Source organism: Azohydromonas sediminis (assembly GCF_003574675.1).
GTDB classification, from domain to species: domain Bacteria; phylum Pseudomonadota; class Gammaproteobacteria; order Burkholderiales; family Burkholderiaceae_C; genus Calidifontimicrobium; species Calidifontimicrobium sediminis.
On the sequence record NZ_QOAZ01000028.1, the window covers coordinates 11,808 to 25,821 of the forward strand.

Sequence of the window (14,014 nt, forward strand, 5' to 3'; positions counted from 1 at the left end):
GCACCGCGCCGGTGCGCGACGCACCGCACCGAACCGGTGCCCGTGGTCTGGAAGTTGCATGCCGCCCACGCGGACACAGGGAGAGATCGGGTGGCCATCCACGTCGCACTGAACCACGTCACGCACTACCGCTACGACCGTCTCGTCGGCCTGTCGCCGCAGATCGTGCGGCTGCGGCCGGCGCCGCACAGCCGCACGCCGATCCTCAGCTACTCGATGCGCGTCGAGCCGGCCGAGCACTTCGTCAACTGGCAGCAGGACCCGTTCGCGAACTACCTCGCGCGGCTGGTGTTCCCCGGCAAGACGACCGAGCTGAAGATCACCGTCGATCTCGTCGCCGAGATGGCGGTCTACAACCCGTTCGACTTCTTCCTCGAGCCCGACGCCGAGCACTTTCCGTTCGAGTACGAGCCCGGGCTGAAGCACGACCTGCTGCCGTACCTGGCCAAGCTGCCGCTGACGCCGCGTTTCGAGGCCTTCCTGAACACGGTGTCGCGCGAGCGGCGTCGCACGGTGGACTTCATCGTCGACCTCAACCGGCGCCTGCAGCGCGAGATCGCGTACCTGGTCCGGCTCGAGCCGGGCGTGCAGACGCCCGAGGAGACGCTCGAGAAGGCCTGCGGCTCGTGTCGCGACACCGGCTGGCTGCTCGTGCAGCTGCTGCGCCACCTCGGGCTCGCGGCGCGCTTCGTCTCGGGCTACCTGATCCAGCTCAAGCCCGACGTCAAGGCCATCGACGGGCCGAGCGGCGCCGAGGCCGACTTCACCGACCTGCACGCCTGGTGCGAGGTCTACCTGCCCGGCGCCGGCTGGATCGGGCTCGACCCGACCTCGGGGCTGCTCGCCGGCGAGGGACACATCCCGGTCGCGTGCACGCCCGAGCCGTCGAGCGCGGCGCCGATCACCGGCGCGCACGACGAGGCCGAGGTCGAGTTCAGCCACCACATGGCGATCACGCGCATCTTCGAATCGCCGCGCGTGACCAAGCCGTACACCGACGAACAGTGGCAGGCGATCCTGAACCTCGGTCACGACGTCGACGCCCACCTGCGGCAGCAGGACGTGCGGCTGACGATGGGCGGCGAGCCGACGTTCGTCTCGGTCGACGACCGCGACGGCGCCGAGTGGAACACCGACGCGCTCGGGCCCACGAAGCGCGGCGTCGCGCAGGGCCTCGTGCACAAGCTGCGCGCCAAGTACGGCGCCGGCGGCTTCCTGCACTTCGGCCAGGGCAAGTGGTACCCCGGCGAGCAGCTGCCGCGCTGGGCGCTGACGGTGGCCTGGCGCGCCGACGGCGAGCCGTGCTGGCACGACCCGAGCCTGTTCGCCGACGAGCGCGAACCGCACCACTACACCGACGCCGATGCGAAGCGCTTCATCGAGACGCTCACGCGCCGGCTCGGCCTCGACCCGACGTACGTCGTGCCCGGCTACGAGGACACCTGGTACTACCTGTGGCGCGAGCGCCGGCTGCCGGTCAACGTCGACCCGTTCGACAGCAAGCTCGACGACGAGCTCGAGCGCGCGCGGCTGCGCCGCGTGTTCGACCAGGGGCTGGCCCACGTCGTCGGCTACGTGCTGCCGCTCAAGCGCGAGTGGCAGGTCGGCACTTCCGGCCCGAAGTGGATCACCGGCCGCTGGTTCGTACGCGACGAGCGGTTGTACCTGATCCCCGGCGACTCGCCGATGGGCTACCGCCTGCCGCTCGACTCGCTGCCCTGGGTCAAGGCCAGCGAGTACCCGTTCCACCTGGAGCACGATCCGTTCGCGCCGCGCGGCGCGCTGCCGGGGGCCGCGTTGCTGCGCGCGCAGGCCGGCGGCCCCGGCTACGACGCGCACCAGGTCGGCCGCGGCTACGCCGAAGGCGGCGCGGTGGCGCTGCAGGGCCAGCCGTGGCCGGCGCTCGGCGAGGGCGTGGCGGGCGGCGAGCCAGGCGGCGGCTGGCCGGTGGCCGCCGGGCCGCACACGCCGGTGGCGCCGCACCCGCGCGGCACCGACGCGTTCCCGCAGCGCGGCGAGAGCGCATCGTGGATCGTGCGCACCGCGCTGTGCGTCGAGGTGCGCGACCCGCAGCGCATGAACGGCCCGAAGGCCGAGGCGCAGCACGGCGGCAAGAGCGGCGTGCTCTACGTCTTCATGCCGCCGCTGGCCCACCTCGAGGACTACCTCGCGCTGCTCGCCGCCGTCGAGGCCACCGCGGCCGACCTCGGCATGAAGATCGTGCTCGAGGGCTACCCGCCGCCGCGCGACCCGCGCCTGAAGATGCTGCAGGTCACGCCCGATCCGGGCGTGATCGAGGTCAACATCCACCCGGCGTCGAGCTGGGACGAGCTCGTCGACCACACCGAGTTCCTCTACGAGGCGGCGCACCAGACCAGGCTCAGCACCGAGAAGTTCATGCTCGACGGCCGCCACACCGGCACCGGCGGCGGCAACCACTTCGTGCTCGGCGGCGCGACGCCCACCGACAGCCCGTTCCTGCGCCGGCCCGACCTGCTCGCGAGCCTGCTGACCTTCTGGCACAACCACCCGAGCCTGAGCTACCTGTTCTCGGGCCTGTTCATCGGGCCGACGAGCCAGAGCCCGCGCATCGACGAGGCGCGCGACGACCAGGTCTACGAGGTCGAGATCGCGCTGCAGGAGATCGAGCGCCAGCTCGGCGTGCACGGCCAGGCCGGGGGAGGGGCCCCGGACTCGTACCCCGTCCCGCCGTGGCTGATCGACCGCACGCTGCGCAACCTGCTGATCGACGTCAGCGGCAACACGCACCGCGCCGAGTTCTGCATCGACAAGCTCTACTCGCCCGACAGCCCGAGCGGGCGGCTGGGCCTGCTCGAGCTGCGCGCGTTCGAGATGCCGCCGCACGCGCGCATGAGCCTCGTGCAGCAGCTGCTGCTGCGCGCACTCGTCGCGTGGTTCTGGCGCGAGCCGTACCGCACCGCCGGCGCGCAGCGGCTCACGCGCTGGGGCACCGGGCTGCACGACCGCTTCTTGCTGCCGACGTTCGTCAAGATGGACTTCGACGACGTGCTCGCCGAGCTCGCGCAGGCCGGCTTCGCGTTCGACGCGCAGTGGTTCGCACCGCACTTCGAGTTCCGCTTCCCGCTGATCGGCGAGGTCGCGGTGGCCGGCCTCGAGCTGGTGCTGCGCCACGCGCTCGAGCCGTGGCACGTGATGGGCGAGGAGGGCGCGATCGGCGGCACGGTGCGCTACGTCGACTCCTCGCTCGAGCGGCTCGAAGTGAAGGTCACCGGGCTGAACGACAACCGCCACGTCGTCACCGTCAACGGCCGCGCGCTGCCGCTGCAGCCCACCGGGCGCGTCGGCGAGTTCGTCTGCGGCGTGCGCTACCGCGCGTGGCAGCCGCCGTCGGCGCTGCACCCGACGATTGGCGTGCACGCGCCGCTGACCTTCGACGTCGTCGACAACTGGCTGCAGCGCTCGCTCGGCGGCTGCCGCTACCACGTCGCGCACCCGGGCGGGCGCAACTATGACACCTTCCCGGTCAACGCCTACGAGGCCGAGAGCCGGCGGCTGGCGCGGTTCTTCAGGTTCGGCCACACGCCGGGCACGATGAAGGTCGCGCCGGCGCAGCCGAGCCGGGAATTCCCGTTCACGCTCGACCTGCGGCTCGGGTAAGGTCGGTGCGATGACCCCGTCCGAGCGAGCCGACGCGTGAGCGGCCACCGTCCGTCGTGGGGGCCTTGCGGCCGCGTCCTGTCGGCGCGCCGACGCGCGCGTCGGCGTCACGCCGCATGAATGCGCTGAGTCCATCGACGTCCGAGGCCGCGCCCCCGACGGGTGGGCCGACCCTGACGGCGCTGCTGCGCGAGCCGGTTGCGGCCGATCCCGCGCGCGCGTCGCGGCACGACGAGCTGCACGATGCGCACGGCCGACCGCGCGCGAGCTGGGAGCGCTTCTTCGACTGGCTGCCGGCCGACCCGACGGCCGCGCGTGCCGAACTCGACGCCCGCGCCGCGCAGCTCGCGCGCCAGATCCGTGCCGACGGCATCACGCACAACGTCTACGGCGCCGACGCCGGCGGGCGCGGGCCGGCGCGGCCGTGGCCGCTCGAGGTGCTGCCGCTGATCGTCGAGCCCGACGACTGGGCCGTGATCGAGCGCGGCGTCGTGCAGCGCGCGCGGCTGCTCAACGCGATGATGGCCGACCTGTACGGCGCGCAGCGGCTGCTGCACGACGCGCTGCTGCCGGCGGCGCTGCTGTTCCGCCACCCAGGCTACCTGCGTCCGCTGCACGGTGTCGTGCCGCCGGGCGGGCTGTTCCTGCACATCGTCGCGTTCGACCTCGCGCGCGGGCCCGACGGGCACTGGTGGGTCGTCGCGCAGCGCTGCGAGAACCCGTCGGGGCTCGGCTACGTGCTGCACAACCGGCTGACGGTGTCGCGGCTGTTCCCCGAGGCGTTTCGCGAGCTGCGCGTGCAGCACATCGCGTCGAGCTACCGGCGGCTGCTCGACACCGTCGAGGCGCAGGCGGCGCAGGTCGCCGGCGGCGAGTCGCCGCGGCTGGCGCTGCTGACCTCGGGGCCGTACAGCGAGACGTACTTCGAGCACGCGTACCTCGCGCGTTACCTCGGCGTGCCGCTGGTCGAGGGCGGCGACCTGACGGTGCGCGACGACCGCGTCTACCTGAAGACGGTCGAGGGGCTCAAGCCGGTGCATGCGCTGCTGCGGCGGCTCGACGACCAGTGGTGCGACCCGCTCGAGCTCCGCGCCGACTCGACGCTGGGCGTGCCCGCGCTGCTGCAGGCGGTGCGCGTCGGGCGCGTCGTCGTCGCCAACGCGCTGGGCAGCGCGTGCCTCGAGACGCCGGCACTCCAAGGCTTCCTGCCGGCGATCTCGCGTGCGCTGCTCGGGGAGGAGCTCGCGATGCCGTCGCTGCCGACCTGGTGGTGCGGCGAGCCCGCGGCGTGGCAGGCGGTGCGCGGCGCGCTCGACGACAAGGTCGTGCGCCACACGTTCCCGCGCCGCCCCGGCGCGCCGGCGTCGGGGGCGCCGACGATCGAGGCGATCGAGGCCGATCCCGACGCGTGGACGGTGCAGGGCCGGCTCGCGTTCTCGTGCGCGCCGCTGTGGCGCGACGGGGCGATCCACACGCGCCCGGCGGGGCTGCGCGTCTACGCAATCGCCGATGGCCACGGCCGCTGGCACGCGCTGCCCGGCGGCATGACGCGCGTGGCCGCCGGCGTGCCGACGACGGTGTCGATGCAGCGCGGCGGCACGAGCATGGACACCTGGGTGCTGACCGACGGGCCGGTCGACCTGTTCTCGATGCTGCCGCAGCGGCTGGGCATCGACGACATCCTCGCGCGGCGCCGGCCGGTGGCCAGCCGCACCGCGGAGAACCTGTTCTGGCTCGGCCGCTACACCGAGCGCACCGAGCAGCTCGTGCGGCTGGCGCGCGCGACGCTGACGCTGATCGACAGCGACACCGATGCGCCGCCTGCGCTGCTCGACGCCGTCTCGGTGCTCGCGCGCGACAGCGGGCTGGCGCCGGCCGAGGTGCCGGGGCTCGCGCGTGCGCCGGCGGTGTTCGAGCGCAGCGTGCTGGCCGCGCTGACCGACACCTCGGGTGCCTTCAGCATCGGCTTCAACCTGGCTGCGCTCGCGCGCGCGGCGGGCAGCCTGCGCGAGCGGCTGTCGACCGAGCACTGGGGGCTGGTGCAGGCGATGGGCGAGGACTTCCACGCCGCGTTCGCGCCGCCGCCGTCGCACACGCGCGGTGTCGACGCGTTGCTCGCGCCGCCGCTGCCGAGCGCGGCCACCGCGCTGCCGGCGCTCGACCGGCTCGCGGTGCAGCTGGCGGCGGTGACCGGCGCGCAGAGCGACCGCATGACGCGCGACCACGGCTGGCGGCTGCTGACGGTCGGGCGCTTCATCGAGCGCGTCGTCGGCCTCGCGCAGTCGTTCGCGACGCTGCTCGACCTCGCCGCGCTCGACAGCGAAGCCGGGCTCGAGCTCGCGCTCGAGCTGTTCGACAGCACGATCACCTACCGCGCGCGCTACCAGCGCCACCAGGACCTCCTCGCGGTGGTCGACACGCTCGTGCTCGACGAGGCGAACCCGCGCGCGTTCGCCGGCATGCTGCGCCGGTTGCGCATCGAGCTGCGCAAGCTGCCGGGTCCCGACGCGCTGCTTGACGCGTGGGTCGCGCGGCTGCCCGCCGAAGGCGCCGGGCTGTCGATCGACGAGTTGCGCAGTCTGCACGGCGACGCCAGCGAGGCGGCGCTGCGCTGGCGCCTGCGGGCGCTCGCGCACCAGCTGGCGCAGGCCGGGCGGCGGCTGTCGGACGACCTGGGCAGCCACTACTTCGCGCACGCCGGCACCGACGTGCCGCGCCGGGTGTGAGGCGGCGCCTGCGGGGGTGCGCGTGAGCGAGCGCTCGAACGTGCCGGCGGTGCTCGACGTCGAGCACGAGACGGTCTACCGCTACAGCGCACCGGTCGACTGGGCGCATCACCAGGCCTTCCTGCGCCCGCGCGAGGACCGCGGGCAGCAGCTGCTGCACTTCGCGCTCGACATCACGCCGCCACCGCTGCGCCTGACCGAGGAGCTCGACCGCTTCGGCAACACGCGCCACAGCTTCACCGCCGCCGGTGCGCACCGCGAGCTGCGTGTGCGGGCGGCGAGCCGCGTGCGTGTCGAGCCGCCAGCGGCGATGCCGCCCGAGGACACGCCGCCGTGGGAGCGGCTGCGCGAGCGCCTGACCTACCGCGCCGGCTGCCGCTTCGAGGCGGCCACCGAGTTCGCCGTGCCGTCGCCGTACGTGCCGCGCTTCGAGCCGCTGCGCGCCTACGCGCTGCGCTCGTTCGCGCCGCAGCGCCCCGCGGCGGCGGCGGCGATCGAGCTGATGCAGCGTCTGCACGCCGACTTCGCCTACGTCAGCGCGAGCACGACGGTCGACACGCCGCTGGAGGCGGTGTGGCAGTCGCGCCGCGGCGTGTGCCAGGACTTCGCGCACCTGCTGATCGGCGCGCTGCGCATGCTCGGCCTGGCGGCGCGCTACGTCAGCGGCTACCTGCTGACGCAGCCCCCGCCGGGGCAGGCGCCGCTGGTGGGCGCCGATGCGTCGCACGCGTGGGTCGCGCTGTGGTGCCCGCGCGGCGACGGCACCGGTGACGGCACCGGTGACGGCGATGGCGACTGGCTCGAACTGGACCCGACCAACGCCTGCCTACCGGCGAGCGATCACGTGCGCGTCGCGATCGGTCGCGACTACGGCGACGTCACGCCGCTGCGCGGCGTAATCCGTGGCGGCGGCACCCACCAGCTCGCGGTGCACGTGACGACACGGCGCGTCGCCGACGACGCCGCGCCGCCCGTCGCGCCAAAGTGGGGCACGCAAGTTGCTTGAGCTGTGGGAAGTAGGGAGCCCCAGGCGATGAGACCCGGTTTCGACGAGATGTACACCGCCGACGGCGCGGTGCGCGACCACTACCGCGCCTACGAGCGCTGGCTGCGCGACCAGCCGCACGACGCGATGATGGCGCGCCGCGCCGAGGCCGAGATGATCTTCCGCCGCGTCGGCATCACGTTCGCGGTCTACGGCGCGAAGGACGAGGACGGCGCCGGGACCGAGCGGCTGATCCCGTTCGACCTGATCCCGCGCATCATCCCGGCGGCCGAGTGGCGCGAGCTCGAGCGCGGGCTGCGCCAGCGCGTGACGGCGCTCAACCGCTTCATCCACGACGTCTACCACGGCCAGGAGATCCTCAAGGCCGGCGTCGTGCCGGCCGAGCAGGTGCTCCACAACGCGCAGTTCCGCCGCGAGATGATGGGTGTCGACGTGCCCGGCGGCGTGTATTCGCACATCGCCGGCATCGACATCGTGCGCGCGGCCAACGCCGACGGCAGCGGCACGTACTACGTGCTCGAGGACAACCTGCGCGTGCCCAGCGGCGTGAGCTACATGCTCGAGGACCGCAAGATGATGATGCGGCTGTTCCCCGAGCTGTTCGCGCGCCACCGCGTCGCGCCGGTCGCGCACTACCCGGACCTGCTGCTCGAGACGCTGCGCGCGGTGGCGCCGGCCGGCATCAACGAGCCGACCGTCGTCGTGCTGACGCCGGGCATGTACAACAGCGCGTACTTCGAGCACGCGTTCCTCGCGCAGCAGATGGGCGTCGAGCTCGTCGAGGGGCAGGACCTGTTCGTGCGCGACGGCTTCGTCTACATGCGCACGACGCAGGGCCCGAAGCGCGTCGACGTGATCTACCGCCGCGTCGACGACGACTTCCTCGACCCGGCGGCGTTCCGCCCCGACAGCGCCCTCGGCTGCGCGGGGCTGCTCGACGTCTATCGCAAGGGCAACATCGCGCTGTGCAACGCGATCGGCACCGGCGTGGCCGACGACAAGTCGATCTACCCGTACGTGCCGAAGATGATCGAGTTCTACCTCGGCGAGAAGCCGATCCTGCAGAACGTGCCAACGTGGCTGTGCCGCGAGCCGCAGGACCTGCAGTACGTGCTCGGCCACTTGGGCGAGCTCGTCGTCAAGGAGGTGCACGGCGCCGGCGGCTACGGCATGCTCGTCGGTCCGGCGGCCACCGCGGCCGAGATCGCCGAGTTCCGCCAGGCACTCGAAGCGAACCCGTCCAACTACATCGCGCAGCCGACGCTGAGCCTGTCGACCTGCCCGACCTTCGTCGAGTCGGGCATCGCGCCGCGTCACATCGACCTGCGCCCGTTCGTGCTGTCGGGCAAGAGCGTGCAGATGGTGCCCGGCGGGCTGACGCGCGTCGCGCTGAAGGAGGGCTCGCTCGTCGTCAACTCGTCGCAGGGCGGCGGCACGAAGGACACCTGGGTGCTGGAGGACTGAGATGCTGTCGCGCACGGCCGATCACCTGTTCTGGATGGCGCGTTACATGGAAAGGGCGGAGAACACCGCCCGCATGCTCGACGTCAACTACCAGATGTCGCTGCTGCCGCAGTCGGCCGACAAGGCCGAGCAGGGGTGGCGTGGGCTGCTGAGCATCTCCGAGTTGACCGGAGGCTTCCGCGAGCGTTACGGCGAGGTCACGCCGCTGTCGGTGATGACGTTCATGGTCAGCGACGAGGCCAACCCGTCGAGCATCGTCTCGTGCCTGCGCGCGGCGCGCGAGAACGCGCGTGCGGTGCGCGGCACGCTGACGACCGAGGTCTGGGAGACGATGAACCAGACCTGGCTCGAGTTCAATCGCCTGCTGCGCACGACGAGCCTCGAGCGCGACCCGGGCACGATCTTCGAATGGGTCAAGTTCCGCTCGCACCTGACCCGCGGCACGCAGGTCGGCACGATGCTCATGGACGAGGCGCTGCACTTCGTGCGCATCGGCACCTTCCTCGAGCGCGCCGACAACACGGCGCGCCTGCTCGACGTGAAGTTCCAGGCGCGCGACAGCGAGTTCTTCGGCAGCGCCAACGGCAAGGAGGGTCCGGAGGTCGACTTCTACCACTGGAGCGCGATCCTGCGTTCGGTCTCCGGCTTCGAGGTCTACCGCAAGGTCTACCGCAACGTGATCCGGCCGGAGAAGGTCGCCGAGCTGCTGATTCTGCGCGCCGACATGCCGCGTTCGCTGGCCGCGTGCATGAACGAGGTCGTGACCAACCTGCGGCTGGTGGCCAACGCGCAGAGCCACGAGACGCTGCGCCGCGCCGGCCGCCTGCAGGCCGACCTGCGCTACGGGCGCATCGACGAGATCCTCGCCACCGGGCTGCACGCCTTCCTGACGCAGTTCCTCGACCGCGTCAACGACCTGGGCGCCGGCATCAGCCGCGACTTCCTCGTGCCCGTAGCGGCCTGAGCGCGGCGCGGCCGCGTACGGGCCGTCAGCCGGGTGGCTGCAGCGTCTGCAGCGGGACGTCGACGCGGCAGCAGATGCCGCTGGGCGCGAGCTGGCGCCACTGGATCTGCCCGCCGAGCTGCCGCACCCGCTTGCGCACGCTGGCCAGCCCGAGGCCGGGTGACCAGGCCGCCGGGTCGCCGCCGTCGCCGTCGTCGCTGACGAGCAGCGTCAGCCGCCCGCGCTCGACGCTGAGCTCGATCTCGACGCGCGACGCGTGCGCGTGCGCGATCACATTGGTGACCAGCTCGCGCAGCAGCCGCGTCAGTGCCGACCACTGCGCGACGCCGAGTTCGGGCTCGCAGTCGTACGAGACCGACCACGCGAGCTGGCAGTGCGCCATCTCGAGCCTCTGGCCGAGGTCGCTCTTCCATTCGGCGGCCGCCTCGCCCAGACGCCGGCTCGTCGCGGCGAGCCCGCGCGTGAGCGTCTTCAGGTCCTGCAGCGTGTGGCGCAGGTAGTCCTCCATCTGCGGCGTCGGCGCCTGGTACATCAGCGTCAGCAGGCGCGCGCCGATGTCGTCGTGCAGGTCCTGCGCGAGTCGGCTGCGCTCTTCGGTGCGTCCCTGCTCGACGGCGTCGCCGAAGCGCGTGGCGCGCCGCAACTGCTCGACGGCGCGGTCGGCCAGGCGCGCGTCGTCGCGCGTGAACAGCCGCCGGCCCTGCCGCGCGTAGCGCAGCACGAGGGCCCGCGGCGCCGCAGCGTCGCCGTCGTGCGCCGGCAGCGGCACGACCAGCGTCGAGCCGGCGCCGAACACACGCGCGCGCCGCGGCGCGTGCCGTGCGGCGGCGATCTCGCGCGGCTCGAAGACCTCGGCGAGCAGGGCGCGCAGTGCGGCCGCGCCGTGACGCGGGTCGTGCTGCGTGTCGTGCGTGGCGCTGAGCAGGTGGTCGAGCAGGCGCTCGGCATCGGGCGCGCGCAACCCGGCCAGCGGTGCATTCACCCACGGTCGCACGATTGCCAGCGCGCCGACCGACAGCACCACCGCGGTGCCCAGCGCCGCCGCGTTCGACAGACCGAGCGCGCCGGCGCACAGGCCGTGCAGCGCGACGGCCACCGTCGTCGTGACGGCGACCAGCGCGGCTTCGCGCCACGCCGGGTGCATCGCGGGCAGCCGCGGCAGCGCGATCAGCAGCACGGCGACGAACGCGTGCCACGCCGGCACCGCCACGCTGACGAGCGTGGCTGCGGGCGCGCCGGCGGGCGGAACCGCCAGCGAGACCGCGCTCAGCAGCGCGAAGCTCGCGACGGCCAGCACGGTGAAGCGCTGCAGCACCGACGCCAGCGGGTGCGGGGTGCGTGCAGCGCTCGACCCGAGCAGCGCGACGGCTGCGACGCCCAGTCCGAGCATCGCCACCTGCGTCCAGGCCCACGCGCCGGGCAGCGCGCCGGCCGCCGCCAGCGCCGACAGCACGCCGGCGACCAACCATGCGCCCGCGACGATGACACCGGCGTGCCGGTGCGGATGGGGATGCACGGCGGCGGCATGCACGGCAGCCGCCGCGGTGAGCAGGTCCAGCGCCGTGTGCCAGGCGCCGAGCGTTGCGCCGAGGCCCAGGGCCGTTGCGGGGCCCGGCACGCTCGCGACCGCCAGACCGGCGAGGTGCAGCGCCTGCGCCCCCGCGAGCACGACGTACGGCGCCAGCCGCAGCGCAACGCCGCGGGCCAGCGGGCGCCGCAGCGCGGCCGCTGCGCCGGCCAGCGCCAGCAGCACCGCGAGCAAGCCCAGTGACCAGAACGCCAGCCCCAGCCCGGCGGCGCCGCGCGCGGTGACCGTGGTCGCGATCGCGGCGCCGTCGGCGAACTGCAGCGTCACCGTTGCGGTGGCGACGGCGTCGCGCCAGCGCCGATGCTGCTCGAGCAGTCGCTGTCGCGTCGCGCCGTCGGGGACCCAGCGCACGTCGTGCTGCAGCAGCAGCGCATCGACCGCCACCACGCGGCCGTCGCGGCCGACGATCCCGACGATCGCCTGGCCGGCGCGCGCCGCCAGCGCCGGGTCGGCCGCGGCGTGCAGCACGAGCGCGCCATCCTCACTGGCGCGCCAGTCGGCGGCCACCCAGGCATCGTCGCCGAGCGCTCGGGCGACCAGCAGCAACGCGAGCGCCAGCGCCAGCGCGATCAGCGCCAGCAGGCGCCACCGCCGGCCGTCCCAGCGCAAGATGCGGCGTGGCGGCGCGTCGGCAGCCGTCGGCGCGACGGCCTCGGGCGCAGCGGCGGGGGGATGCAGGCGAGCGGCCATCGCCGCGGCGGGTCAGACGAGACCGTGCTTGGTCGCGAGCACGGCGGCTTCGGCGCGGCTGGAGACGTCGAGCTTGCGGTAGATCGACTTGATGTGGTCGTTGACGGTGAACCACTTGATGCCCATCAGGCTCGCGATCTCCTTGATCGTGAAGCCCTTGCTCAAGTAGGTCAGCACCTCGGTCTCGCGCGGCGTGAGCCGCTCGTGCTCGGGCAGTGCCTCGAGCGGCACCGGGCGGCTGACGGGGCCCGACGCCACCGTGAGGCCCGCGGCGGCGGTGCTCGCGCCGTCGGCCGCGCCGGCGCGGAAGTGCATCAGCAGCCGGCGCGCGATCGCCGGCGACAGCGGGGGCTGGCCGCGCACGATCTTCTGCAGTTCCTCGACGAGCACCTCGAATCGGTCTTCCTTCAGCAGGTAGCCGTCGGCGCCGCACTGCAGCGCCGGGAACAGGTGGTCGTCGTCGGAGTACAGCGTCGTGACGATCTTGGTCGCCGGGTAGTGGCGCAGCGCCGACAGCAGGTCGAGGCCGTTGCCGTCGGGCAGCTCGAGGTCGACGAAGATCAGCTTGAACGGATCGGCGCCGTGCAGCCCGTCGCCGCCGCCGGCGAGCTGCACGTGGTGCCGCGCGGCTTCGAGGTCGCCCGCCTCGGTGATCGCCATCGTGTCGCTGAAACTCTCGCGCACGACGCGTGCGAGGAAGCCGCGCGCGACCGGGTTGTCTTCGACGATCAGGACCTTGACGGCCATGCGGCGTCCCCTCCGGAGCCCCGTCTCGCCGCGTCGTGCGGCCCCAACGGACGGGTGCTCAGTCTGCGCGACGCACTTTAGCGCACGCATCCCCCTTCGGAGCGTGCGCGGCGCGCGACCGACGGCGCTGGCGGCCGCTGCGGTCAGTCGTTGACGAGCAGCAGCTTGCCGCGCACGTCGCGTGCCGCCATGCGTGCGTAAGCCTGCGGCAGCGCCGACATCGGCAGGCGGCTGTCGATCACCGGCCGGATGCGGCCTTGCGCATACCACTGCGCCAGCTCGCGCAGTTCCTGCGCGAAGGCCTGCGGCTCGCGTCGCACGAAGTCGCCCCAGAACACACCGACCAGCGACGCGCCCTTGAGCAGCGCGAGGTTCCACGGCAGCGCGGGGATCGTACCGGCCGCGAAGCCGACGACGAGGTAGCGCCCACGCCAGGCGAGCGAGCGGAACGCCGGGTCGGCCAGCTCGCCGCCGACCGGGTCATAGACGACGTCGACGCCGCGGCCGCCAGTGATCTCCTTGACGCGCTCGCGCAGGTTCTCGCGGCCGTAGGCGATCGTTTCGTCGGCGCCGAGCTCGCGGCAGCGCGCACACTTGTCGTCGGTCGACGCGGCCGCGATCACGCGTGCGCCCACCGCCTTGGCGATCTGCAGCGCGGCGGTGCCGACGCCGCCGGCGGCGCCTAGCACGAGCACCGTCTCACCGGGTTTGAGCTGCGCGCGGTCGAGCAACGCGTGGTGCGAGGTGCCGTACGTGAACGCGAACGCCGCGCCGTGCTCGACCTCGAAGCCCGGTGGCAGCGGGATCAGCTGCGACGCGTCGACGCAGGCGTGCGTCGCGAAGCCGCCGCTGTTGCCGATCACCGCGACGGCGGTGCCGGGCGCGACGTTCGTGACGCCGTCGCCGACGGCCTCGACGTGGCCGGCGAACTCGCTGCCGGGCACGAAGGGCAGCGGCGGCTTGAACTGGTACTTGCCCTCGACGACGAGCAGGTCGGGGAAGTTCAGGCTCGCCGCGCGGATCGCGATGCGCACCTGCCCGGGCTGCGGTTGCGGCGTCGGCAGCTCGCGCCACTTCAGCGCGCCGACGCCGTCGAGCGATTCACACAGCCAGGCCTTCATCGTCGGTCTCCTCGGTGTTCTTTCGGGTGCGCGGATGATAGGCAGCCCACGCCCGTGCGCCGTCGCCTG

General features: G+C 73.1%; 8 protein-coding genes. 5 read left to right on the top strand and 3 right to left on the bottom strand.

Features of this window, described 5'->3' with window-relative positions; all coding sequences use genetic code 11:
- Positions 1-90: 90 nt before the first annotated feature.
- The 5 genes from DRV96_RS13660 (at position 91) to DRV96_RS13680 (ending at position 9,799) form a co-directional block, all read left to right on the top strand.
- Positions 91-3,639, top strand: coding sequence for a transglutaminase family protein (locus tag DRV96_RS13660; RefSeq protein ID WP_119292054.1), 3,549 nt, complete (start codon positions 91-93; stop codon positions 3,637-3,639).
- A 116-nt stretch (positions 3,640-3,755) separates the two neighbouring features.
- Positions 3,756-6,365: a circularly permuted type 2 ATP-grasp protein gene (locus DRV96_RS13665; protein ID WP_119292056.1), complete on the top strand. Its 2,610-nt coding sequence runs from the start codon at positions 3,756-3,758 to the stop codon at positions 6,363-6,365.
- Between the two features lie 16 nt (positions 6,366-6,381).
- Positions 6,382-7,371: a transglutaminase family protein gene (locus tag DRV96_RS13670; protein WP_419187056.1), complete on the top strand. Its 990-nt coding sequence runs from the start codon at positions 6,382-6,384 to the stop codon at positions 7,369-7,371.
- Between the two features lie 27 nt (positions 7,372-7,398).
- Positions 7,399-8,835 (top strand): circularly permuted type 2 ATP-grasp protein, encoded by a 1,437-nt coding sequence (locus DRV96_RS13675; protein WP_119292058.1) that lies wholly within the window; start codon positions 7,399-7,401, stop codon positions 8,833-8,835.
- Between the two features lies 1 nt (position 8,836).
- Positions 8,837-9,799, top strand: coding sequence for an alpha-E domain-containing protein (locus DRV96_RS13680; RefSeq protein WP_119292060.1), 963 nt, complete (start codon positions 8,837-8,839; stop codon positions 9,797-9,799).
- Between the two features lie 25 nt (positions 9,800-9,824).
- On the opposite strand, the gene DRV96_RS13685 is transcribed toward DRV96_RS13680, so the two are convergent.
- The 3 genes from DRV96_RS13685 to DRV96_RS13695 all read right to left on the bottom strand — a co-directional run bounded on the left by DRV96_RS13685 (position 9,825) and on the right by DRV96_RS13695 (position 13,945).
- A complete protein-coding gene (locus tag DRV96_RS13685; RefSeq protein ID WP_119292062.1) occupies positions 9,825-12,077 on the bottom strand; it encodes a sensor histidine kinase in 2,253 nt (750 codons plus the stop codon).
- A gap of 12 nt (positions 12,078-12,089) precedes the next feature.
- A complete protein-coding gene (locus DRV96_RS13690) occupies positions 12,090-12,824 on the bottom strand; it encodes a LuxR C-terminal-related transcriptional regulator (RefSeq protein ID WP_119292065.1) in 735 nt (244 codons plus the stop codon).
- A 143-nt stretch (positions 12,825-12,967) separates the two neighbouring features.
- Positions 12,968-13,945, bottom strand: coding sequence for an NADPH:quinone oxidoreductase family protein (locus tag DRV96_RS13695; protein WP_119292067.1), 978 nt, complete (start codon positions 13,943-13,945; stop codon positions 12,968-12,970).
- Positions 13,946-14,014 lie beyond the last annotated feature (69 nt).